General features: G+C 58.8%; 21 protein-coding genes. 16 read left to right on the forward strand and 5 right to left on the reverse strand.

Translation table 11 applies throughout. The annotated features are described in order from the left end of the window. Positions 1–165 precede the first annotated feature (165 nt). A complete protein-coding gene (locus tag C7H10_RS00495) occupies positions 166–2,742 on the forward strand; it encodes an EAL domain-containing protein (protein WP_244178151.1) in 2,577 nt (858 codons plus the stop codon). On the opposite strand, the gene corA is transcribed toward C7H10_RS00495, so the two are convergent. Next, the gene (gene corA, locus C7H10_RS00500) at positions 2,720–3,790 is read right to left on the reverse strand and encodes a magnesium/cobalt transporter CorA (RefSeq protein WP_106693238.1); all 1,071 of its coding nucleotides are present in this window, start codon (positions 3,788–3,790) and stop codon (positions 2,720–2,722) included. The two genes, C7H10_RS00495 and corA, sit on opposite strands and share 23 nt — an antisense overlap. A gap of 185 nt (positions 3,791–3,975) precedes the next feature. On the opposite strand from corA, the gene C7H10_RS00505 reads away from it, so the two are divergent. After that, complete coding sequence (locus tag C7H10_RS00505; RefSeq protein ID WP_061332058.1) at positions 3,976–4,482, forward strand: hypothetical protein; 507 nt, start codon at positions 3,976–3,978, stop codon at positions 4,480–4,482. A gap of 65 nt (positions 4,483–4,547) precedes the next feature. Beyond that, positions 4,548–5,504, forward strand: coding sequence for a hypothetical protein (locus tag C7H10_RS00510; protein ID WP_106693239.1), 957 nt, complete (start codon positions 4,548–4,550; stop codon positions 5,502–5,504). Here C7H10_RS00510 and C7H10_RS00515 read toward each other — a convergent pair. After that, positions 5,501–6,841, reverse strand: a complete 1,341-nt coding sequence (locus C7H10_RS00515) for a S8 family serine peptidase (RefSeq protein ID WP_106693240.1) — start codon at positions 6,839–6,841, stop codon at positions 5,501–5,503. The two genes, C7H10_RS00510 and C7H10_RS00515, sit on opposite strands and share 4 nt — an antisense overlap. 136 nt (positions 6,842–6,977) lie before the next feature. Here C7H10_RS00515 and C7H10_RS00520 point away from each other — a divergent pair, with 136 nt between their 5' ends. From C7H10_RS00520 to ahpF, 9 genes are all read left to right on the forward strand, one after another. Next, a complete protein-coding gene (locus C7H10_RS00520; protein ID WP_106693241.1) occupies positions 6,978–7,472 on the forward strand; it encodes an RNA polymerase sigma factor in 495 nt (164 codons plus the stop codon). Then, positions 7,469–8,185: an anti-sigma factor gene (locus tag C7H10_RS00525; RefSeq protein WP_106693242.1), complete on the forward strand. Its 717-nt coding sequence runs from the start codon at positions 7,469–7,471 to the stop codon at positions 8,183–8,185. The genes C7H10_RS00520 and C7H10_RS00525 overlap by 4 nt, the downstream gene beginning before the upstream one ends. A 45-nt stretch (positions 8,186–8,230) precedes the next feature. Then, positions 8,231–8,443, forward strand: a complete 213-nt coding sequence (locus tag C7H10_RS00530) for an acetyltransferase (protein WP_106693243.1) — start codon at positions 8,231–8,233, stop codon at positions 8,441–8,443. A 99-nt stretch (positions 8,444–8,542) separates the two neighbouring features. After that, on the forward strand, positions 8,543–9,136 hold the full coding sequence (gene betI, locus C7H10_RS00535; RefSeq protein WP_106693244.1) for a transcriptional regulator BetI: 594 nt from the start codon (positions 8,543–8,545) through the stop codon (positions 9,134–9,136). Positions 9,137–9,198: 62 nt separating this feature from the next. After that, complete coding sequence (gene betB, locus C7H10_RS00540; protein WP_106693245.1) at positions 9,199–10,668, forward strand: betaine-aldehyde dehydrogenase; 1,470 nt, start codon at positions 9,199–9,201, stop codon at positions 10,666–10,668. Positions 10,669–10,695: 27 nt separating this feature from the next. Beyond that, positions 10,696–12,390, forward strand: coding sequence for a choline dehydrogenase (gene betA / locus C7H10_RS00545; RefSeq protein ID WP_106693246.1), 1,695 nt, complete (start codon positions 10,696–10,698; stop codon positions 12,388–12,390). Positions 12,391–12,631: 241 nt separating this feature from the next. After that, positions 12,632–13,849, forward strand: coding sequence for a BCCT family transporter (locus C7H10_RS00550; RefSeq protein WP_106693247.1), 1,218 nt, complete (start codon positions 12,632–12,634; stop codon positions 13,847–13,849). 128 nt (positions 13,850–13,977) lie between these two features. After that, positions 13,978–14,541, forward strand: a complete 564-nt coding sequence (gene ahpC, locus C7H10_RS00555; protein WP_106693248.1) for an alkyl hydroperoxide reductase subunit C — start codon at positions 13,978–13,980, stop codon at positions 14,539–14,541. Positions 14,542–14,763: 222 nt separating this feature from the next. Continuing rightward, the gene (gene ahpF, locus C7H10_RS00560) at positions 14,764–16,329 is read left to right on the forward strand and encodes an alkyl hydroperoxide reductase subunit F (protein ID WP_061332040.1); all 1,566 of its coding nucleotides are present in this window, start codon (positions 14,764–14,766) and stop codon (positions 16,327–16,329) included. Between the two features lie 72 nt (positions 16,330–16,401). Here the strand turns inward: ahpF and C7H10_RS00565 are convergent, their stop codons facing one another. After that, entirely contained in the window at positions 16,402–17,073 is a 672-nt protein-coding gene (locus tag C7H10_RS00565; RefSeq protein ID WP_072675925.1) for a transglutaminase-like domain-containing protein, read from the reverse strand. A 189-nt stretch (positions 17,074–17,262) separates the two neighbouring features. Here C7H10_RS00565 and C7H10_RS00570 point away from each other — a divergent pair, with 189 nt between their 5' ends. Both C7H10_RS00570 and C7H10_RS00575 read left to right on the forward strand, forming a co-directional pair. Continuing rightward, positions 17,263–18,417: an ABC transporter substrate-binding protein gene (locus tag C7H10_RS00570; RefSeq protein ID WP_106693249.1), complete on the forward strand. Its 1,155-nt coding sequence runs from the start codon at positions 17,263–17,265 to the stop codon at positions 18,415–18,417. A 37-nt stretch (positions 18,418–18,454) separates the two neighbouring features. After that, positions 18,455–18,997, forward strand: a complete 543-nt coding sequence (locus C7H10_RS00575) for a YgjV family protein (RefSeq protein WP_106693250.1) — start codon at positions 18,455–18,457, stop codon at positions 18,995–18,997. 18 nt (positions 18,998–19,015) lie between these two features. On the opposite strand, the gene C7H10_RS00580 is transcribed toward C7H10_RS00575, so the two are convergent. Continuing rightward, complete coding sequence (locus C7H10_RS00580) at positions 19,016–19,885, reverse strand: carbohydrate kinase family protein (RefSeq protein WP_106693251.1); 870 nt, start codon at positions 19,883–19,885, stop codon at positions 19,016–19,018. Between the two features lie 234 nt (positions 19,886–20,119). On the opposite strand from C7H10_RS00580, the gene C7H10_RS00585 reads away from it, so the two are divergent. Further along, complete coding sequence (locus C7H10_RS00585) at positions 20,120–21,646, forward strand: flavin-containing monooxygenase (RefSeq protein ID WP_106693252.1); 1,527 nt, start codon at positions 20,120–20,122, stop codon at positions 21,644–21,646. Between the two features lie 113 nt (positions 21,647–21,759). Next, entirely contained in the window at positions 21,760–23,064 is a 1,305-nt protein-coding gene (locus tag C7H10_RS00590; RefSeq protein WP_106693253.1) for a hypothetical protein, read from the forward strand. A 22-nt stretch (positions 23,065–23,086) separates the two neighbouring features. Here C7H10_RS00590 and C7H10_RS00595 read toward each other — a convergent pair whose 3' ends face one another. Beyond that, a complete protein-coding gene (locus tag C7H10_RS00595; protein WP_106693254.1) occupies positions 23,087–23,938 on the reverse strand; it encodes a TlpA disulfide reductase family protein in 852 nt (283 codons plus the stop codon). Positions 23,939–23,951: the final 13 nt, after the last annotated feature.

Consider the following 23,951-nt stretch of genomic DNA (forward strand, 5'->3'; position numbering starts at 1 on the left):
GGGGAGACGGCCATCATCTAGTCGCGCCTCGGTTGGCTATGTGAAGCGACACAAATTACTACACAAAATACCGCCAGATATCTTCCGTTCCTGCGCTGTCTTGCTAGACTTGAATGCAAATAACAACTAAAAGGGCGTGTCGTCCAATTGGGGAGTTTGCTGTCGGTGATCCCTTGCAAGGCATTGCGGATACTGGGGTTGGTGCTTTTTCTGATCGGTTATCCGATCAGTACCGCTGCCATGGAGCCGGTCACCATCATGCCCGGGGCCGCCATTGGTAATCAGTTTCAATACTGGGAAGACACCAGCGCCCGTGCCACGCTGGATGAAATCCGGGCACTGCCAGATGCCGCATGGCAAGTTCAGGCCAACGGCCGGGCAACCCTGGGCATTACCGACTCGGCCTACTGGTTGCGGGTTCCGGTTGTTAACCATACCCCGGACAGCCTCAGCCTCATTGCCGAACTCGCATACTCCCAACTCGATGACGTAACCTTCCATGTGATCGCCGAAGGTGAGTTGGTTCGAACATTCCAGACCGGGGATCGCCGGCCGTTTTACCCCCGTGACGTCGACCACCCCAACAGCCTGCTGCGTTTCCAGCTTGCCCCGCAAGAGGCAAAGACCCTCTACATTCGGGTTGCCACCGAAGGCACCATGGTGTTGCCGTTCAGTCTCTGGCGTGAGAATCAGTTCTACGAATCCGCCGGGGCTGAGCAAAAGCTGCAGTTTTTCTATTTTGGCAGCCTCACCGTGATCATCCTGATCAACCTGGCAGTATTCCTGACGCTGCGGGAAAAACTCTACCTGTATTACTGCCTGGCGATTTTCGGATACCTGGCCTTTTTCGCGTCGATTCGCGGGTTCAGTTTTCAGCATGTCTACCCGGCGTTGCCTGCAGTCCATGCCCAGGTGTTGATGCTGTCCATCCCGTTCCTGGCGATGTTCTCAATATTATTCTGTATGGAATTTCTGCGGGTGCGTTCCCACAGCCCCCGGCTCCGGGCAGCTTTGATCGCGATGCTGATTTTCGAGGTTCTGTACTTTCTGGCGGTCCCGTTTCTGGACTACAAAACGGGGATACTGCTGGCGGCTGTCTCGGCGTTTGTGTTCTTTTCCCTGTTGATGATTGCCGGGCCCGTGAGCTGGGCCGCCGGGGTTCGGGCCGGGATTTTTTTTACCGTGGCGTGGTCTCCGCTGACCGTGGGTGTCATGGCCACGGCAGGTCGGGCTTTGGGGGTGTTTCCTGAGAACTTCTTTACCAATTACGCCATGCAGATTGGTTCGGGGTTGGAGGCGTTTATTCTTACCCTGGCCCTGGCGGACCGCTTGTACCGGGAAAGGGAGCAGAAGATTCAGGCCCAGGCCGATATTCTGCGCCAGGAAAAGGCGCGCCGTGATGCCCAGGATCGCCTGACTTACGCCATGACCCATGACCCGGCCACCGGCCTGCCGAACCGAAATCGCTTTGAATGGATGGTAGATGAACAGCTGCAACTGAACCCGGGTGGTTCCTATATGGTGGGTGTGGCTCGGGTAACCGGCCTGGAGGAGATTAACCGGACCCTGGGCCTTGAGCGCAGTGAGCGGCTGCTTAAGCGGTTGGCAGAACAGATGACCATGCTGGCAGGGCAATTGCCGATGGTGCATGCCACTCAGGATAGCCTGGGCAGGACTGAGCGCGTGTATCAGATTTCCGGAGACAGCTTTGGCCTGCTTGTGGATGCCCGCAAGGCGGGTGATGATTTTGGGGCATTGGACAGTGCCCTCAAGCAACTGGCGCAACCGATAGCCCTGGATCATCTGGCGATTGATCCACACCTGAAATACGGCGCTGCCAGCTTCCCCGATCATGGTAAAAAGGCCAGTGTGCTGATCCGCAATGCCCACGTGGCGATGGAGATGACGCCCCGGGGCTCATTCGAGACCGGGTTCTATTCCGACAAGTATGACATCTATGATGAAAGCCGGCTGACGTTGATCTCGCACCTGCGAGAGGCGATCCAGAATCGGCAAACCGAACTGTATTACCAACCGAAAATCCGTCTTTCCACCGGTGAGGTGGTGGGCGTGGAGGCGCTGATGCGCTGGTTTCATCCTGAGCGTGGCTGGGTGTCGCCGGATGAGTTTATACCGCTGGCGGAGAAAACCGGGGTCATCAAACACCTCACCCGGTGGGTTGTTGACCAGGCCCTGGCAGACCTCAAGTCGCTGCAGAGCGTGTCTCCCGGGCTGACCATGTCGGTCAACATTTCGGCCCGGGATCTTCTGTCTCCAGGCCTGGATGAACTGTTTGCGACGGCCTTGGAGACCTATGGCTTGCAGGCCGGCGATGTCATCGTGGAGCTTACGGAAACGGCAGCGATGGACGACCCCGAAAAAGGTTTGCAGGCGCTGGAGCGGCTCGCAAGTGCTGGCCTGAAGGTGTCTATTGATGATTTCGGGGCCGGCTACTCGTCGTTGTCGTACCTCAAGCGTCTGCCTGCCGATGAAATCAAGCTGGACCGGTCGCTACTGCAGGATATCTGTTCCAGTGACAGCTCAAGAACCATCGCTGAAACCGCCATCACCATGGGCCGCAGCCTGGGCTTTCTAGTAGTGGCGGAAGGCGTGGAGGACGAGGCTTCCGCCAGGCTGTTGGCAACCATGGGCGCCGATATGTTGCAAGGCTTCTGCCTGTGCCGGCCAGCCCCGCTGGAGTCGATAAAAGACTGGCTGCTTACATCCAGTTCCGTCGTTTGAAGAACCAGATCAGGCCGGCGGTAACGGCAATGATCAGCCCCCACACCATCGGGTAGCCGTAATACCAGCCCAGCTCCGGCATGGCCCAGGGGCTGTCCGGGTGCTCAAAGTTCATGCCATACACGCCCACAATAAACGTCAGCGGGATGAAGATGGTGGCAATGATGGTCAGTACCCGCATGGTGTCGTTGGTTTTCTGGCTGATGCTGGAGAGGTAGATATCCAGCATGCTGGTGGCCATGTCCCGGAAGCTTTCCAGCAGTTCGATAATCTGGATGCTGTGATCCTGGCAATCCCGGAAGTAAATCAGGGTGTCCTGGTGTATCAATGAATTTTCCATGCGCATCAGGGTGGTGAGCGCTTCCCGTTGGGGCCAGAGAACCCGCCTGAGCATCAGCAGCTCCCGCTTCAGGTGGTGCAGGGACGTGAGGGTTTGCTTGCGGGGGTGCTCCAGCAGTTCGATTTCCATTTCCTCCAGCTTATCGCCAAAGGTTTCCAGCACCGGGAACGCGGAGTCGGTAATCAGGTCCAGCATTGCGTAAAGCAGGTAGTCGATGCCCCGAGAGGTAAACCGGCGGTTGTTGGGCTGGCGAATGCGCTTGCGGACTGGCTCGAACGGGTCCTCTTCCAGCGGGCACAGGCAGATCAGGTAATCGGCACCGGCGAACAGGCTGACCTGAACCACTTCCAGGCGCTCGCCATCGAACATGGGCATGGCGGCGATGAGAAACACCTGGTCGTCATACAGTTCCATTTTGGGGCGTTGGCCACTATTAAGAACGTCTTCCAGTGCCAGGTCGTGCAGGTCGAACATATCGCCCAGGGCGCGCAGGGTGTTGGCGTCGACGGGGCCGTTGATCTGAATCCAGGTTTTGGAGTCTCGCTCCAGGTAGTCCTGGCACTCCTCCGCCGTGGCCAGCCGTTGTTCTTCGACATGGTCACCCGAGTAGTCGATCAGGTGAATGGACATCTTATGGTCGGAGTCAGAGGATACCAGGGTGCCAGGGGCGGTGCCGGGCGCATGGTAGTGCTTGCTGAAATAGGCCATTCAAACAGTGTCCTGCGGTAACGATTCAAATTCAAACGTAGCACAAAACCCGGAAAAACAACGTAAAAACCGTTGGTTACTCAATGTTAATGCATTAATGGTGAATTTTTTCGGAATACATTGGCTGCCCACCCGTCTTCCTGATGAAAGCAACCCGAAAGGGCAAAACACAGGAGGATGTTTCCATGAAAAAGCATGTACTGACACTCGCAATCTGTTCCCTGGTTTCCACCGGCGTGTTCGCCCAACAAGGTGCCGCCAATGCGAACGTGGAGGCTGAGGCCAACATGAGCGCCCAGGCCAGTGCCCGCGATGGTGCGTCGGCTCAGGGCAGCGGCTCAGCCAATGCGCAGGCGCAGGTTGATGGCGATGCGGCCCGTGACGAAGCCGCCGACCACGGTGAGACGGTGAGCGCGGAGGCTCGTGAAAGTGCCAGCCAGGCGGCCACCATGGGCGTTGAAGTGGGTGAACGGGTCAGCGGCACGGCCCGGGCTCAGGGCGAAGCCGCCGTAGACAGCGCGGCCCAGCGCCGTGAGCAGGCCCGCGAACGGGTGAATGAGGCCCGAAATGCCGAGATTCGCGCTGAAACCAACAAGCAGATTGGAACGTCTGTTTCTGACACGGTCCGTGGCGAGGTACAAAGCACTGTGCGTGGTGCTGTGCAAGGCTCTGTCCGCAACGGTGGTCAGTAATCACTCAACCGACCATGGCCGGGCCCTGCGCCCGGCCTTTGTTTGTGAGCGAACAAGGAGCAGACATGCGTAACATTCAACGAATGTCGATCTGGTTTGTAACGCTGGGGCTTGCGGTGCCGGCAGTACAAGCGGATTCCGAAGTGAACGGCTACCTGGCCGGCGGCCTGGAACACGACAGCAATGTGACGGTAGATGAGCTGAACGCCTCGTCTGACCAGAGCGACGAAGCCTGGGTGTTTGGGGCCGGGCTGGAAGGCATTCTGAAACCCACCGAAGCGCTGAACCTGACCCTGGGATACGACCTGTCCGGGCGCCGGTATCACAATCTGGACCGGTTTGATCAGGACATTCACCTGCTCTCGGCGGACCTGAGCTACGATTTTGATCCGGTCACGGTGGGCGCCAGCTATCACTATTCCTACGCCACCCTGGATTCCGAGCGGTTCCTGGATTTCCGGCGTACCAGCCTGTATCTGGGCAGTCTGATTGGCGAGAACGTGTATCTGCTGGCCAGTGTGCAGGACAAATCGAAGGATTTTAACGAGGGCACGGCCCGGGATTCCGATATCCGCGGCGGCAGTTTTGATGCGTTCTTCTTTTTCAATCAGGCCCGCAGCAACCTGGTGTTCGGGGTTGACCTGGACGACGAAGATGCCCGCTCGGATGCCTACGACAACCAGTTGCTCCGGTTGCGGGTGGCGTTGGTGCACCGGTTTACCGTCGGTGGCCAGGACAGCCGTTTCCGGTTGGGCTGGCGTTATGAAGACCAGGAATACGATGAGGTGGTGATCACGGAGGAGACCGGCCGGGGGTTGAATGAGTTTCTGACCCGGGATCTGGCCGAGCGAACCAGTCAGCGGTTGGACAAGGCGCGGGTGGTGGAGGCCAGCTGGCGGCTGGGCCTGAACGAGGTGTTCAGCCTGGAACCGAAGCTGTCCTACGGCCACTACACCTCCACCATCGATTCCGCGGATTACGACCGGTTTGTGGCAGGTGTGTCTCTGCGGGCGGGTTTCTAGTAATCCAGCAAACCATGGCCGAACCGGGTATCGCGGCCCGGTTCGCCGAGATCCCGGGCATTGCTCTTCAATGCTTGTATGGCCCCGGACAAATCAACCCGGTTGAGCTCGCAGGCCAGTGCAGAGGTCACCACCGGAGCGGCCAGAGAGGTGCCGCTGTCCAGCGCCATGCCACCCTCGGGTTTGGCGACCGGCACAGCAACACCGGGGGCGGCAAAGAGCACCTGCTCGCCCTGATTGGCCCAGCGGTATAGTTCACCAGAGGCATTCACCGCCGTGACACCGATGACCGGCCCATAAGCGGCCGGGTACAGCGGAGGCGCAGCCGGCCCTTCGTTACCGACAGCGGCAACTAAACCGATTCCCCGCTCATCCAGGCGTTCGATGGCTGTTTTCAGCAGCCGGTTGTCTGGCCCGGTCAGGCTGATATTGATCACTGAAACCTCCTGAGCCGCCAGCCAGCTCAGGCCATCCAGCAAATGCCCCAGCGTCGCCCCGGACAGCGCCAGATCCCGCCCGTAGAACACCGAGGCATTAAACAGCGTGGCCCCGGGTAAGCGGGCCGGCCACTGCGGTGCCCGGCGGCCGATCATCAGGCTGGCGACTGCCGTACCGTGGGCAGTAGGCGCGGCAAGTTCGCCCTTTGCCTCTGCCAGTTTCAGAAAACGTTCCTGAACAATCTGTGCACCTTCAAATACCGGGTGGTCCAGCGCAATGGCGGTGTCCACCATGCCTACCCGCACTGGCGCGGAGCACAGGCTTTGCCACTGGGGTTGGGCCACGTCGCTGCTTTCAGGGGCGTTGTCACTTTGCGGCGAATAGATGTGGTTCCGGTCCAGTTGATCTGCCAGCCCCGGTAGCTCAGCTTGCAGGGCCTCCAGGGAATCCAGCGCCGGGGCTACCCGAAACCGTACCAGAATCATGCCCAGGCCGGTCAGTTCACGGCGCTCCAGAATGGTGATGCCAGGGCGGTCCAGTTCGGCGACTTCAGCGGCGGTGCCGGTGGCCAGCCACTGGCGCTCCACGGCCCGGAAGCCGTCATCCAGCATCACATCATTGAACGCTTTGCCGCCTTGCTGCGTGTGAATAGGGAGGGAGCGCGGTAATCGGGGCAACTGGCCCCTGGCCTGTTCGATTCGGGCTTCAACGCGTTGTTCCACGGCGTCCAGCCTTCGGTCCAGGGAGCGTTCGATGGCCTTCTCGGTTTTCTGCTCCACATGGCGGGACACAGAGTCCAGTTGCCGATCCAGTGCCTGGCTGCCAATGGCAAGCGCCATGGTAGACACCGAGCACAGGGTAAGCACGCTGATCAGGCCAAGGGTGGACTCGAGTTTCATAAACGCTTTCCGGTTGAGCAAAGGGTGTAGGGCTTTCTTGTTATTTAACGGCCGGGGGCGAAAAAAATTCCCTCGGGCCGGGAATAACGTTCGGCCTGAGCCGTTCTACTGATAACACTCACGAAAAGACAATGCCATGCAACAGGAATTGACAGAACTGTTACCCGGGCTGCGGCGATTTGCCTATTCGCTGACCGGCTCGATGCCGGATGCCGACGACCTGCTACAGAGCACGGTGGAGCGGTTGCTGGCACGGGACCGGCCGGATGATGCAGACCTGACCAAATGGGCGTTCCGGGTGTGCCGTAATGTGTGGATAGACGAATGCCGGGCCAGAAAGGTTCGCCGGAAAGCGGCCGAAAAGCCGGAGTTGTCGGACGGCCAGGTCATCAACGGCGAGCACCACACCACCCAGCAGATCGAATGGAGCAGGGTGGATGCGGCCATGGCGGAGCTGCCCCAGGACCAGCGCCAGATTATCTCACTGGTGGCCATTCAGGGCCTGCCCTACAAAGTAGTGGCCGATATTCTGGAAGTCCCCAAGGGCACCGTAATGAGCCGCCTGGCTCGAGCAAGAGCCGCATTAAGTGAGGCATTGGCGCCGGCGGCGGGTATGAGGACTGAATCATGAACATCACAGACGAAGTACTGTCCGCGTTTCTCGATAACGAACTGAGCGAGCCGGAAATGAACGCGGTGCGCGATCAGATCGCCCTGGACCCGGCCCTGGCGGACCGGCTGGCGGAACTGGCCTCGGTGGATGCCGAGTTGCAGCGGCATTACGGGGCCATTGATAAACAGCCCATGCCGGATGGGGTAACGCAATTGCTGGCGCAGGCCGCCCCCGAGAACCGCCCGGACAACGTGGTGGCCTTTCCCTGGTGGCGCCGGCTGAAGGAACATTCCGGTAAAGCGGTAGCTGCCGCCGTGGTGGCCGGCTTCGCCATGACTCAGTGGCTGGGTTCACCGGCGGTGGACGATCCCGCTTGGCCGTCCATCGCCCAGGCCCTGGAACAGAAGCCCAGCGGCCAGGCCTATGAGGTTGGTTCCGATACCACCGTCATGCCGAGACTGACCTTCCGGAGCCAGGCTGGCGACTGGTGCCGTCAGTTCCGAGTTGATCAACCGGCGGCCTCTTCTGAAAACGTTGCTTGCCGGGATGCTAGCGGCACCTGGCAGGCCGTGGCCCACGCCGAGGTTGAACCGCACCAGCCCGGCCAAACCTACCAGACAGCCAGTGGTGGTCAGGCCATGGACGATACCCTGGATCAACTGATGGTTGGCCCCGCACTGAGCCCGCAAGATGAGCAACAGCTGCTGCAAGATGGGTGGGACAGCCCCTGAGCTCTGCCAATGGTCTAAGCTTTTGGTAGGACAAAGGAGGCCGTTATGTTTGTGGCAGAGAGATCCACCGGGCACTTGATTGAAGTGCTGGATACCCAGGCGTTGTTCAACCCTCATAAAAGCCGGATCAAGGGCAGTATGCACTACGGGGAGGAAGCCCAGGATCCGGAATTCTATGAGAAAAGTGACCTGGTATTCGCTTCGGGCGAGGCATTGCCCAAGTGCTGGACCGACCCGGATTACCGCCTGAAGCAGTAGCCGGGATTGGAATATTTGAATCCTTCCTCACATTTCTGTAACCTTTTTATTAATTGAACGTTCAATTAACGAAAAAATACGGGAAAGCGCTCACCTGCCATGCCAAAAGTCGGAATCAAAGACACCCGTCGCCAACAGTTGATCGACGCCACCATGGAGTCCATCGCCGAGCTGGGGATGCAGAACACCACCATTGTCAGTATCAGCAAGCGGGCAGGCATGTCGTCCGGGATTATCAGCCATTACTTCGGGGGCAAGCAGGGGCTGATCGAAGCGGCCTTGCGGTATTTGCTGGACCAGCTCGGCAAGGAGCTGCGGGAGCGCATGGCGAAAACCGATCGCTCCCCGGCCCAGCGGCTGGATTGCATCATTGAGTCCAACTTTTCCGAGTTCCAGCGCTCGGCGCTGGCGGCGAAAACCTGGCTCAGCTTCTGGGCCCGTTCCATGCACGAGCCGGGGCTGAAGCGGCTGCAGCAGATCAACAACGCCCGGCTGTATAGCAATCTGCGCTACTCGTTTGCCCAGGTGTTGCCACCAGAGCAGGCCACGGAAGCGGCCCGACAAACCGCAGCGATGATTGACGGCTTCTGGTTGCGCAGCGCCCTGAGCCTGGACCCGGCCGAAAGCTTTGAAGCCGGTGAGCGGCTTTGCAAGCAGTTTGTTCACGCGACACTGGCCCGGGCAAGCGCCTGAGCCAACACGAATGCCATGGCCCACAAGGCCTGAAGACACTGAATCGAGGTTACCAACCGCTTATGTCTGCATCTGCTCCTGTTGTTCAGAACTTTGTCCACGGCCGTTTTCTGGCCAACCGTTCCGGTGAGACCTTCCCGGTGGTGAATCCGGCCACCGGCCAGGTGATTTACCAGGTGGAAGTGGCGGATGAAGCCATACAGCAGGCCGCCATCGAAAGCGCCCGCGCCGGGTTTGCCCAGTGGGCGGCCACTCCGGCCATTGAGCGCAGCCGGATTCTGCTCAAAGCGGTGGCGCTGCTCAGAGAACGTAATGACGAACTGGCGGCGGTGGAAGTACGTGACACCGGCAAACCCTGGCAGGAAGCCGAAGCCGTGGATGTGGTGACCGGTGCTGATGCCATCGAGTTTTTTGCCGGCCTGGCACCCTCCATCGAGGGCAACCAGCAGGATTTGGGCGGTGACTTCTACTACACCCGCCGGGAGCCGCTGGGTATCTGCGCTGGCATCGGCGCCTGGAATTATCCGATCCAGATCGCCTGCTGGAAGTCCGCCCCGGCGCTGGCCTGTGGCAACGCCATGATCTTCAAGCCGTCGGAAGAGACCCCCATGGGTGCGGTGAAGCTGGCGGAAATCTTCATCGAGGCCGGCGTGCCGGCGGGCGTGTTCAACGTGGTGCAGGGCGCCGCCGAGGTTGGCCAGTGGCTGACCCATCACCCGGAGATTGCCAAGGTGTCGTTCACCGGCGAAGTGGCCACCGGCAAGAAGGTGATGGCTGCGGCCGCGTCGTCTTTGAAAGACGTGACCATGGAGCTGGGTGGCAAATCCCCACTGATCATCTTTGACGATGCGGATCTGGAGAACGCCATCTCTGCGGCCATGGTGGGCAACTTCTACACCCAGGGCGAAATCTGCACCAACGGCACCCGGGTGTTTGTACACGAAGACATCTACCCGCGCTTTATTGAAAGGCTGCTGGAACGCACCCGCAAGAACATCAAAGCCGGTGATCCGATGAACCCGGCCACCAACTTCGGCGCATTGATCTCCAAAAAGCACCAGGAGCTGGTCTTGGGCTACATCAGCAAGGGCATTGCCGAAGGTGCCACCCTGAGCCACGGCGGCCGGGCGTTCGAGCCGGAAGACTCGAAAGGGGGGTATTTTGTCGAGCCCACTATTTTCACCGACTGCACCGACGACATGACCATCGTGAAGGAGGAAATCTTCGGGCCGGTGATGTCCGTGCTCACCTTCCGCGATGAGGACGAGGTGATTGCCCGGGCCAACAGTACCGATACCGGTCTGGCCGCCGGGGTGTTCACCAATGACATCCGCCGCGCGCACCGGGTGATTCACCAGATCCAGGCCGGTATTTGCTGGATCAACAGCTACGGCGCCTCGCCGGCGGAAATGCCGGTGGGCGGTTACAAACTCTCCGGTATTGGCCGGGAAAACGGGCGCGAGACCATTGCGCACTATACCCAGATCAAATCCGTTTATATCGGAATGCAGGATCTGGACGCCCCGTTTTAATCCCGCCGGCCACAGAGGAGAACGCGTATGACAGAAAACCGATACGACTACATCATTGTGGGCGCGGGCTCGGCCGGCTGTGTGCTGGCCAACCGCCTCACCGAAGACGCCCGCCACAAGGTGCTGCTGCTGGAGACCGGCGGCAGCGACAAGAGCATCTTTATCCAGATGCCCACCGCCCTGTCCATCCCCATGAACACCAAGAAGTACGCCTGGCAGTTCGAGACCGAGCCAGAACCGTACCTGGACAACCGCCGCATGCACTGTCCCCGGGGCAAGGTGCTGGGCGGCTCCTCGTCCATCAACGGCATGGTCTATGTTCGTGGCCACGCCCGGGATTTCGACGAATGGGATTCCGAGGGCGCCACGGGCTGGCATTACCAGAACGTACTGCCGTATTTCAAAAAGGCGGAGACCTGGGCCTTTGGCGGTGATGACTACCGGGGCGACACCGGCCCGCTGGGCGTCAACAACGGCAACAACATGCGTAACCCGCTGTACAAGGCGTTCATCAAGGCGGGTGTGGATGCCGGCTACCTGGAAACGGCCGATTACAACGGCGCCCAGCAGGAAGGCTTCGGTGCCATGCACATGACCGTGAAGAACGGTCGTCGCTGGTCCACGGCCAACGCCTACCTGCGCCCGGCCATGGCGCGACCGAACCTGACGGTGGTGACCCACGCCCTAGTGCACAAGGTGCTGCTTGGTGGCGCGGATGGCAAAACCGCCACCGGTGTGCGTTATGAGCAGGGCGGCAAGATGCACGAGGCCAATGCCGCCGAGGAAGTGATTCTGTCTGCCGGTTCCATTGGCTCACCCCATTTGCTGCAGTTGTCCGGCATCGGCAAGCGAGCGGTGCTGGAACAGGCCGGTATTGAGGTCAAGCACGAGCTGCCCGGCGTGGGTGAGAACCTGCAGGACCACCTGGAATTCTACTTCCAGTTCCGCTGCAAACAGCCGGTGTCGCTCAACGGCAAGCTGGACTGGTGGAACAAGCTCAAGATCGGCGTGCGCTGGATTCTGCGCAAAGACGGGCTGGGCGCCACCAACCACTTCGAGTCCTGCGGTTTTATCCGCTCCAAGGCGGGTGTTGAGTGGCCAGACCTGCAATACCACTTTCTGCCGGCGGCCATGCGCTATGACGGCAAAGAAGCCTTTGATGGCGATGGCTTCCAGCTGCACATCGGCCACAACAAGCCGAAAAGCCGGGGCCATGTGCGGATTCAATCCGCCGATCCAAGACAGGCACCGGCCATTCGCTTTAATTATCTGGAGCACGAAGCCGACCGGGAAGGTTTCCGGGATTGCGTGCGCCTGACCCGCGAGATCATCAACCAGCCCGCCATGGACCAGTACCGCGGTGCGGAAATCCAGCCCGGCGTGGCTGTGCAGAGCGATGACGAAATCGATGCCTTTGTGCGCCAGGCGGTGGAGAGTGCCTACCATCCGTCCTGTTCCTGCAAGATGGGTACCGACGCAATGGCGGTAGTCGGGCCAGACACCCGGGTACACGGCATCAAGAACCTGCGGGTGGTGGATTCGTCCATCTTCCCGACCATACCCAACGGCAACCTGAACGCCCCCACCATCATGGTGGCCGAGCGGGCAGCCGACCTGATCCGGGGCAGGGAGCCCCTGCAACCTGAGGATGTGCCGGTCCAAATGGATGACCAGTGGCAGGCACACCAACGACCGGGGCAAGCAAAACGGGTGCTGATTTAGCGCCCGAAGCCCCGGCCCCGGGGGCGCAAGGCCTCCGGGGTTAGCAAACCATCAGGATTTCCCTATCAACGCGACGGCTGTGCTGGCCGTTTCCTGGGCGTCAGATAGGCAAGTCCTGGCCCGTAACGAGAAGAAAACGCGGGGGTTTGTGTCCGATTCGAATTAAGCAGCGCTTAAAAAGTAGAGGAGGAACACCCATGCTGTGCATTAAACTGAAAACAACCAACCGGAGGCTCTGCGCATGACACTCTGGTTATCCACAGGCCTGATCTTCACCTTCGCTGCCATTGCCCTGATTCTGTACAAATGGTGGGACGTACAGTGCATCGGTGTCACACCGGTTCGCACCCTGACGTTCATTGCCATTCTGTTCACCTCGGGCCTGGATGTGGGGCTGATCATGTTCCCGCTGACCGAGTTCGGCAGCTATGCCGATCTTTCTGCCAGCCCGGAATACGGGTTCGCCAACCCCCTGGCCATTGAGTTTGGCTTCTGGGCCTTTCTGATCTGGGGGTTCTACTTCCTGACGTGTTTTTACTTTGCCATCATCGAGCCGAGGGTGAAGTTTTTTGAAATCCCGGTGGTGAAAATCATCAATAACGTGGTGATCATCGGTACCTGCGCCTTCACGGCGTACCTGTTGCTGGTGAACCTGCCCTGGTATCTGCCCCAGTTGGGCGACGGTGAAACCGTGATGCCGGCGTTCTATGTGATCGTATTTGCGGCCATTGCTCTGGCGGTGTACTCCAGCTCCAAGATCAAATACGTGCGTATCCTGAGCATCGGCTCCAGCGTGTTGTTTATTGCCCTGATTGCCGGTATGTGGCTGCGGGCCTTTGCCCTGGGCAAGGGCTCACCGGCGGATTTCTTCGGTACCGCAGGCATGCTTGGGGAATACTTTACCAACATTCACCGATTTGCCCTGCCGATCAACGACTACCATGAGTTCTACCTGTTCTGGTGGTTCTCCTGGAGCATCATGATCGGCCAGTTCACCGCCCGTTTTGTCAGTGGCATCAAAACCTGGCAGTTGCTGATCGCCATGCTGGTGGTGCCGTCCATCGCCATCGGTGTGTGGTTCTCGGTGCTGTTCCACTACCACGCTGAGGGTCTGAAGATTGCGGCGATGACCAACCTGGCCATGATTTCGGTGGGGGTTCTGATGGTGGTGAACTCACTGGATTCGCTGATTCGTCTGTACACCGATAACCTGAACCTGACCGCCCGGCGCATGGGCCGAATGAACTACGTGATCGTGAATTTTGGCGTTATGGTGCTTCTGACCATGCTGTTCCAGCTGGATTTTCTGCGTATTCAATGGGTTGGAGCGTTGGTGATTGGCCTTTACTTCGCCTGTTTTGCCTACATTCTGGCGAAGAAGCGGGCCGAGGTGGCGGCCATCAAATCGTCACCAAAAGAAAATATTCTGGATTTCCGAAAGATTGAACTTGCGGGATAAGGCCCCATAGATAGGTTAAGCCTATCCCGGGTTTGGAAATAATCAATTTTCACCCAGTGGGCCAAAGCCGTATCTTGTGCACCGTTTTCAAGCCTAAACCCAAATGAACCAACAGGAGTTATTCTGAGATGGGTATCATTAACAGCGAAATCAAACCGTTCAACGCCACCGCATTCAAGCAGGGCGAGTTTGTTGAAATCTCTGAAGCAGACGTGAAAGGCAAGTGGGCCATTTTCTTCTTCTACCCGGCCGACTTCACCTTCGTTTGCCCGACCGAACTGGGCGATGTCGCTGACAAGTACGAAGAGCTGCAGAAGCTGGGCGTTGAAGTGTTCTCCGTGTCTACCGACACTCACTTCACCCACAAAGCGTGGCACGATACTTCCGACACCATCGGCAAGATCAACTACTACATGGTAGGCGACCAGACTGGCACCATCACCAACAACTTCGGTGTGATGCGTGAAGGCCAGGGCCTGGCAGACCGTGCTACTTTCCTGATCGATCCGGATGGCGTTATCCAGGCGATGGAAATCACTGCTGAAGGCATCGGCCGTGACGCAGACGATCTGCTGCGCAAGGTGAAGGCTGCTCAGTACGTTCGCAACCATCCTGGCGAAGTTTGCCCGGCCAAGTGGAAAGAAGGCGAAGAAACCCTGGCTCCGTCTCTGGACCTGGTTGGCAAGATCTAAGTTTCCCTGCACGGGTGAAACTTGCAAGAAGGCCCGCACAGCGGGCCTTTTTTGTATCTATCAATCGACTTTATGGAATCGTATAGGTCTGAGCTATCAGATGGGTTGGGTCAATCAATTTGAGAAGGCCCCGGCTTGCCCTTATCGTACCTGCAACTTCAGATAACGATTCATTTTTGAATTCAGACAGTTAGTTTCACGACATAAAGGGGAATACCAAACATGTTGGACGCCAATATCAAAGGACAGTTGAAGGCCTACATGGAAAAGCTGCAACAGCCGATCGAGCTGGTAGCAGCCTATGACGACAGCAAGAAATCCCAGGAGCTGAAGCAGCTGCTGGAAGAAATCGAGCCGATGTCCGAAAAGATCAGCCTGCGGACCGAAGACTCCGCCGATGTGCGTCGTCCGTCGTTTGCCATCAACCGTGTGGGCACTGACATTGGCGTTCGTTTCGCCGGTATTCCCATGGGCCACGAGTTTACCTCCCTGGTACTGGCGCTGTTGCAGGTGGGCGGCCACCCGTCCAAAGCTTCCCAGGAAGTGATTCAGCAAATCCAGGAACTGGACGGTGAGTTCGAGTTTGAAACCTATTTCTCCCTGTCCTGCCAGAACTGCCCGGACGTGGTGCAGGCTTTTAACCTGATGAGTGTGCTGAACCCGAACATCAAGCACACCTCCATCGACGGCGCCCTGTTCCAGGACGAAGTCGAGCAGCGTGAAGTGATGGCGGTGCCGAGCGTGTACCTGAATGGCCAGCCCTGGGGCCAGGGCCGGATGACGCTGGAAGAGGTTGTGGCCAAGCTGGACACCAACTCGGCGGAGAAAGAAGCCAAGAAGATCAACCAGAAAGACGCCTTTGAGGTGCTGGTGATCGGCGGTGGCCCGGCGGGTTCTGCAGCGGCCATCTACGCCGCCCGTAAGGGGATTTCAACCGGTATTGCGGCCGAGCGCTTTGGTGGCCAGGTAGCTGACACCATGGGTATCGAAAACCTGATCTCCGTGCCTTACACCGAAGGCCCGAAGCTGGTGGCGGCCATGGAACAGCACGTTAACGAATACGAAGTCGACATCATGAACATGCAGCGCGCCGAGAAGCTGATTCCGGCGGCGCAGACCGGTGGCCTGCATGAAGTGAAGCTGGCGAACGGCGGTTCCCTGAAAGCCCGTACGGTAATTCTGTCTACCGGTGCCCGCTGGCGCCAGATGGGCGTGCCGGGTGAGGAAGAGTACCGCAACAAGGGCGTGGCCTACTGCCCGCACTGCGATGGCCCGCTGTTCAAAGGCAAGCGCGTGGCGGTGATCGGTGGTGGTAACTCCGGCGTGGAAGCGGCAATCGACCTGGCCGGTATTGTTGGCCACGTAACCCTGATTGAGTTCGGTGAGCAAATGCGTGCCGACGAAGTGCTGCAGAAGAAACTGCGCAGCCTGAATAACGTGAAGATCATTACCTCCGGGCAGACCACCGAAGTGGTCGGCAAAGACGGTAAGGTCAGTGGCCTGAACTACACCGACCGCACCACCGGTGAAGCGCACCACGTTGAGCTGGAAGGTGTGTTTGTTCAGATCGGCCTTGTGCCGAACACCGAGTGGCTGAAAGGTGATATTGAGCTGAGCCAGCACGGTGAGATCATCGTAAATGATCGCAACGAGACCTCGATTCCGGGTGTGTTCGCCGCTGGCGATGCCACCACGGTGCCGTACAAGCAGATCGTGATTTCGATGGGTGAAGGTTCCAAAGCCGCCTTGAGTGCCTTCGATTTCCTGATTCGCAACTCCGCCGAGTAAGTTGTTCACACAAGCCTGAATTCAGGCTGACCCCTGTAGCCGGCGCCCACGGGAAGTGGGTGGCCGGTTTTTTTATGGGTTGCTGGTGACGTCTTGCTCCAGGCTACCGGTCACTTCCGCCGGCTGGCCATCGGTTTCAAACAGGTGCCCGTAGGCGGCACGCACCCCGTCAACGATAAAGTCAAAGGGCACGTCATCGAACACGCCGTGGTCGTTGATGTATTCCATATGGGCCTCGCCGTCTTCGGTGAACTCCTGGAACACCGAATCGTTCACGCCATCAAACTCCAGCGGCTCCACCTTCATTAGCGCGCAAAGCTGCTTGTTAAAGGCGGGTGTGGCCTTAACCCATTGGCCGTTCAGGTACAGCTCGATAAAGCCATGCATCCGGAAAATATCGGAGCGCAGCCACTCGATGAGCTTGGGGCTGGAGAGGTGATTGCGCACATCGGCCAGGCCCAGCCGGCTGGGAATGCCGATATAGCGTGCAGCGGCGCCGAGCAGCACCGCTTTGGGAATGCAGTAGCTCTCGCGGGATTCCAGCGCGTAGCTGGCAGACAGGGTGTTTGGGTCGGTCTGGAATACATAAGGGTTGTACTGGACGCTGTCGCGCACCGCCAGGTACAACGCCTTGACCTGCTCTACCGGTTCATTGGGCACGCCCTCAAGTTGCTGGTCAATCCAGGCTTTGACTTCCGGCTTGTCGTAATCGAAGAACTCGGTGGGCTTGAGGTAGTTTTTCATGGTGATCTTCCGGCATTGGCGCATGATTGACCGATGATCTCTCGGTTAGCAAGCTATGGGCAATGACTTTATCCGCCAATTCGGCTGACCTTCCGTACCGGTTGTGACCGAGTTGGTGTTCTCTGGGGCTCGTATGTTGGAATGTTCGTTATACTGAACGACCAGAAACGCCAATGGTTAGGGAATTACATGGCACTACGCGCAGTCCTGCTGATCAGTCTCATTGTTTGCTCTTTTATGCGGGTTGCCGATGCCGGCACACGGCCAAGTGTGGCGTTCCTGTCACCAGACGATTCGCGTTTCTGGCAAATGGTGGCGGGGTTTATGGAGCAGGTGGCGATTGATCTGGATGTTGACCTTGAGGTTCAGTTTGATACTGACAGGCACCGGTTCAGCTACTTGCGCATGGCTCAGCAAATCATCACCGCTGAGGAGAAGCCGGATTACCTGATCATCATGTGCAAAGAGCTGGTAACCACTCAGATACTGGAGCAGGCCCACGGGCAGGGTGTGAAAGTCTTCTCGTTCAATACCGATGTGCCCGAGGCAACAAGGGTTGCGGTGGGTATGCCCAGGGAGACGCTGGACAGCTGGATTGGCCATGTGGTGCCTGACAATGTAGAGGCCGGCCGAACCTTGGCCAAACTGTTGGAACGTCGAGCGGTGAAACGTGGTTTGGTTGAGGCCGGGGAGCCGGTGCCGATGGTGGCGTTGACCGGGACGCAGGATTCTTCGGCCGCCAGGGATCGTAATCAGGGGCTGCTGAACGCCACCAGTATCGGTAATGGCCAGCTCTTGCAGTTGGTGCTCGCTGAGTGGAGTGAGCAGCAGGCCAGCGAAAAAATGTCGGTGTTGTTCCGGCGCTACCCGCAAACCACCGCGATCTGGAATGCCAGTGATGGGATGGCGCTTGGCGCCATTGAAGCCGCCAGAAACGCTGGCCGGACGCCCGGTGAGGATGTGATTGTTGGCGGTGTGGACTGGGAGCCCGGGGCGTTAGAGGCCATTCGTCGGGGCGATCTGACGGTTAGTCTTGGTCGCCATTTTATGGGGGGAGGCCTCGCCCTGTTGCTGGTTCACGATTACCACCACGGTTACGACTTTGCCGAAAGCCGGCGATCTGCGGCCTTGCGCTACCAGTTTGAGGCGGCAACAGTCGACAATGTGCATCTGGTTGAGCGAATTCTTGCGCCGGAAAACTGGAAAGCCCTCGATTTCCGGCAATACAGTCGTGTGTTCAATACTCAACTCAGAAAACAGGACTTCAGCGCTGAACAATTAATGGATCAGTTTTCGTCTGGGCTTATCCAGCAGGGAAACAGTAACCAGCTGGTCAGCCAATAAGGTCCCGCCTCCTTTTTCTGGGCTACACGGAATTCCTATGCCGGAATTTATGACCTCTCTCAGTCTTACCGATAGTCTCGGCCAGTTGTTTGGTCTGGTGGCGCTGGCCTTCTGCATTGCCGGCTTCGCCAACAAGAACGACGACCGGCTGATGGTGCTACTGATCTCTGCCAACGTCGCCTTCGCCCTGATGTTTGCCTTTTTCGAGAGCTGGACGGCAGCCGCATTGACGGTTTTGGTGATTGTGCGCATCGCCCTGGCCAGGAGGTATCAGGGCAGCTGGACGATCATGCTGGCGATGCTGGGGGTTAATCTCCTGGTAGCCTGGGCAACCTGGAAGTCGGCCACCGATGTGTTTCCGCTGGCGGCGGCCACTTTGGGTACTGTCGGTATGTTCATGCTTCGGGGCATTCCGCTGCGTATTGTTCTGGGGCTGGCGGCGTTCTGCTGGATGCTGAATAACATTGTGATTGGTTCGGTTGGAGGCATCTTGGCCGAGGGCATGGTGCTGGTCACCAACATCATCACTATCATCCGGCTGTACCAGTTGCAGAAGAAGTACCCGGATTTCAGGCCCTGAGATTGAGCGCAGCCTGGCTCAGGCCAGTGCTTCCGGGGTCAGTTTGTTGCTCACAAGGTCCTGGCTGGTTACGCACAAGGCTCCGGCCATGGCCCCGGCCCGAAGGCACGTTTTCAGGTCTCCGCCATGCAGATAACGGTGTAGAAAGCCGCTGAAAAAGGCATCGCCGGCACCGTTGGTATCAATCACTTCAGACACCCTGATAGCCGCCTGCTCCAGCCATTTTCCGTCGCTGCTCAGAAGAGTGGCTCCGGCGGAACCGTGGGTGCAAACCACAAACGATTTACCACCTTGAATCAGCTGCTCCATGGTGCGCCGGTAGTCCGGGAGGTTGTCACTGGCCAGGAAGATGACGTCCGCGGCGTCAATGAACGGTTGATGGTATGAGTCCGAACCATCGTAGTCGTGAAGATCTGTCCAAACCGGCCGACCGTACCCGCGCAGCCAGTCCAGAGCGGGCTTGACGTAAGCAAGGATGTTGGCCACGACCAGGTCAGTTTCGGGCAACCGCTCCTGCACCGGCCGCCAGTCTACGGTTTCTGGCTTTGCTGGTGGCTGCACGAAAAGTGAGATGCGCTCGCCGGCGGCGGTCATCAGGTTGACGTGTTGTTCCGTTGGGGTGTCGGTGGTCTCCAACAGCAAGCGTATTCCGGGCTTTGCCAACTGCTGGCGGATCGTCTCTGCTTCTGCATCCCGGCCCAGCAACGTATGCAGGGTTACCCGATGCCCCAGGGCCGCCAGATTCAGGCTTTTGCCGGCGCCGGTGCTGCCCACACTTCGATATGCCCGTCGAGGCCAGATGGTCTGGGGTACTGGTGCGGGAAGTTGGTTCAGGTGGATGATGGTATCGAGCGACGTTCCGCCAAGGATCATTATGGATGATGGCATTTGGGGGCCCCGGTGGATGATTTCGACCCAGTTTAAGCGGCTGTTTCCCGGCCTACCTCATTCCGGCCCCTCAACCCTGAAGTTCAAGCTGGGGGAGGATGTCTGAACAACGACTGACTTAAACAACCATGATTCCGGACCTTGATGGCCAATTTCCGGGTGCACTGCGCTGGGCTATCGTGATCGCACTGACGTGACCAACAACAAACGGATTCGAATCCGAGGGAGCAGGTTATGGGTAAGCAGCACTACGACGTCCTGATCATTGGCGCTGGGGTTTCCGGCATTGGCATGGCCTGCCATCTGAAACGGGAATGTCCCGGCAAACGCTTCGCCATTCTGGAGCGCAGACAGTCTCTGGGTGGTACCTGGGACCTGTTCCGTTACCCCGGCATTCGCTCCGATTCCGACATGTTCACCTTTGGCTACAACTTCCGGCCCTGGACCGGTGGCAAGGTGCTGGCGGATGGTGCGTCTATCAAACAGTATGTGGCAGACACCGCCCGGGAAAACGATGTGGAAAGAAACATCCGTTACGGCGTGGCGGTGAAAACCGCCGATTGGTCCAGTGAAGAAAAGTGCTGGAATCTGACGGCGGTGAACGAAAAAACCGGCGAAGCGGAGACCTACACCGCCAGCTTCCTGGTGGGCTGCACCGGTTACTACAACTACGATCAGGGCTACAAGCCTGATTTCCCCGGCGAGCAGGACTTCAAGGGCCAGGTGGTGCACCCACAGCACTGGCCGGAGAACCTGGATTACTCCGGAAAGAAAGTGGTGGTGATTGGCAGTGGGGCGACGGCGATTACCCTGGTCCCCACCATGGCGGAAAAAGCCGCCCATGTGACCATGTTGCAGCGCTCGCCCACCTATCTGATGCCTTTGCCGTCGACCGATAAGGTTACCCTGGCGCTGCAGAAGGTACTGCCGGAGAAAGCCGCCTATCGGCTGACCCGTGCCCGGAATATCTCGATTTCGCGCCTGCTCTACGAGCGTTCCCGCAAGAGCCCGAAGGCCATGCGCCGGCTGTTCCTGTCGGTGATCAAACGCCAGTTGAAGGGCAAGGCGGATATGCGCCACTTTACCCCCGACTACAACCCTTGGGATCAGCGCCTGTGTGTGGTTAAAGACGGCGACCTGTTTGATGCCATCAAGGCGGGTACCGCCTCGATCAAAACCGACCATATTGAACGTTTCACCGACACCGGCATTCGCCTCAAATCCGGTGAAGAGCTCGAAGCAGATATCATCATTCCGGCCACCGGCCTGGATATTCAGATGCTGGGTGGTATCCAGCCCACGGTGGATGGCCAGGGCGTAGTCTTGAAGGAAAAGGTGATCTACAAGAACGTGATGGTGGAAGGCATGCCCAACGCCGCCATGATCTTCGGGTACACCAACATCTCCTGGACCCTCAAGGCCGATATTGCCAGCGAATACCTGTGCCGGCTGATCAACCATATGGATCGCAAGGGTTATCAGGTGGTGGTGCCGCGAGACACGGAAAACAGCCTGGGTAACGACACCATTCTGGGTTCGCTGGACGCCGGTTACATCAAGCGTGCCGAAGATCGCCTGCCGCGCCAGGGCACTCACGGGCCCTGGAAGGCGTCCCAGAATTATCTGAAGGATGTGAAAATTCTGCGCTTTGAGCCCATTGAAGACGGGTATCTGGAGTTTGATGGCCGGCGCAGCCAGCAGGCCAGCCCGGAGAAGTCGGGCTTCCTGAAGCCGCTGCGCTCGGCGTTGTTCGGGGCCTGAGCGGACAGCCATTGGCGCAGGGTATCCCCATAATTGCGGATAGCGCTGTGTAGATAGGTTCCTTAACATGGCGGGTCACCATGCTACTCGACTGACCTGCCGGGAACCTTGCTGTGTCCACACTCCGATCCGTACTGGCCTATGTGGCCCTGATTGCTGCAGTACTGGCGACCCTGCCGGGCATGGCATTTCTGGGCGCGGTGGCCGTAAGCATGGCGGTCAGTCTTGGCTGGCGGGATATGCGCCGGGTACCCCGAGGGGTCTTCGCCGTGGCGGTACTGGCGATGGCCTTTGCGTTTGGCCGTGACCCCGGATTGGTGGAAGGGGCGGCCGGGAACATGACCCGTTTGGCCGGGCTGATTCTGTCGGTGATGTTGCTGTCTTCGGTATTGGCCGGTTCCCGGGATCTTCAGCGAATCTCCAGCAGTCTGTTCAGTGGCAAGCCGGGTACCCGGTATGCGAGCCTGGCGTTCGGCACGGCGCTGGTGTCGGTACCACTCAACTTCGGCTCCGTGGCGGTGGTTGGCAGCCTGATCTCCGAGCGAATACGCCGTTCCGGCGATTCGGCGGCCACCCGCAACAGCACCCGGGCGGTGCTCCGAGGCTTTGGTGTATCACCAATCTGGTCTCCGTTATCCATCTCCGTAGCGCTGACATTGACGCTTCTGCCCACCCTTGGCGGTGCTCAGCTCATTGGTCTTTCACTGCCGTTCGCCATGCTGGTGCTTCTGGCGGGTTTTCTCTGGCGCGAGCCGGAGCCGCAGCTTGAAACGGGTGCAGCCGCAGACACCGCCGGGGCTGCAGCCTGGTTGCGGTTTGGCGGGATTATCCTGGGCATCTGTATCGGGGTATTCCTGTTCAGCCATGTTTATGAATTCAGTTACGCTCGTTCGGTTACCCTGAGCTGCCTGGCGGCGGTCATCATCGGCTGGGGGCTATCCTTCGCTGGCGGCCACACGCCCCGCCCACCCACGATGGCCAATGTCAGTAATGAACTGGCCATTGTCGGTGGTTCCGCTTTTATTGGTTCGGTGATCAGTGCGGTGGTGCTTGGGCAGGTGAACGGCGATATGGGCTTGCCGGGCTGGGCGTGGCCGGTACTGGCGGCACTGGTGCCCTGGAGTTTCTTTATGGCCGGACTGGCCGGTGCCAACCCGATCCTCACAGGTACCTTGATTGGCGGTATCCTGGGGCCAGCGTGGCCACCTGGCGCCGTGCTGGGGTTGGGCTTTGCCATGGTCACCGGCTGGGGTATCACGGCGTTCGGCACCCCGTTTGCGGCCAATGCCCTGATCATGGAGCGGCTGACAGGTTATCGCGCCCGGGATGCGTCCTTGCGGTGGAGCCTGGCGTTGTCGTTAATCGCGTTGTCCGCCGCCAGTGCTATTGCCGCTGGCCTGACGGTCTGGCTGGCCTGATCCGTTTTCGCAATCCGTGGCTTTATTCTGCGTATCCGACCGCTTCGTCATATGCCACCAGGAATTGCGGATCGAAACGCTCCAGAGATCGAGCCAGGCTGGCACGGGACAGTTCACCCATGTGGCTGTCCACCAGGTTGCCTTCAGCGTTATAGAACAGGGTGGTCGGCAGGCCGTGGCTGCCGGTCACCCGGCCGAACTGGCCCTGCCGGTCGCTCAGCACATGGTGTAAATCCAGGTTCTGTTCAGACAGGAATCGCTGGATGGTTTCCGGGTGCTCGCCCTGGTTGGCGAAAACGAAATTGATGCCGGGGTAGCGCTTCTGGGCTTCCTCCAGCACCGGCATTTCCCGGATACAGGGCGGGCACCAGGTGGCCCAGAGGTTCACGACCGTGGGCTGGCCATTGGCGATGGCGCTCAAATCGACCGGTTGCTCGTTGAGATCGGTCAGGGCCACTTCGGGCAGGCCTTTGAGTTGCTGATTGATCAGCTGAATGGCGCCGCCAGTCAGGCCCCAGGTCAGCAGGCCGGCCGCCATGGCCGTGCCCAGCGCCCGGCGGCTGCTGGCCCGGCGCCACATCAGGAAGCCGGCAAACACGAGGGCGGCGACCAGGCCTGTGACCATATCAAAGCCACCGTCCCGGATATCAATCATGCCCAGCCAGTCGCCCTGGTAGTGCTCGTAATAGCGAATCACGAACCCGATGCGGGCACTGAGCATAGCGACCACGAAGATATCCGCCAATGTGCCGGCGATGGGTGTTCCATGTTTGCGGCCGGTGATGCCCCCGACGATCAGAGCAACTATGAAAGCCAGGACCAGAAGCAGATGCCCGACAGAAAAACTGACAGGGCCAACGCCAACACTGAGCATGGTATCTCCGGGT

Source organism: Marinobacter shengliensis, assembly GCF_003007715.1.
GTDB classification, from domain to species: Bacteria; Pseudomonadota; Gammaproteobacteria; order Pseudomonadales; family Oleiphilaceae; genus Marinobacter; species Marinobacter shengliensis.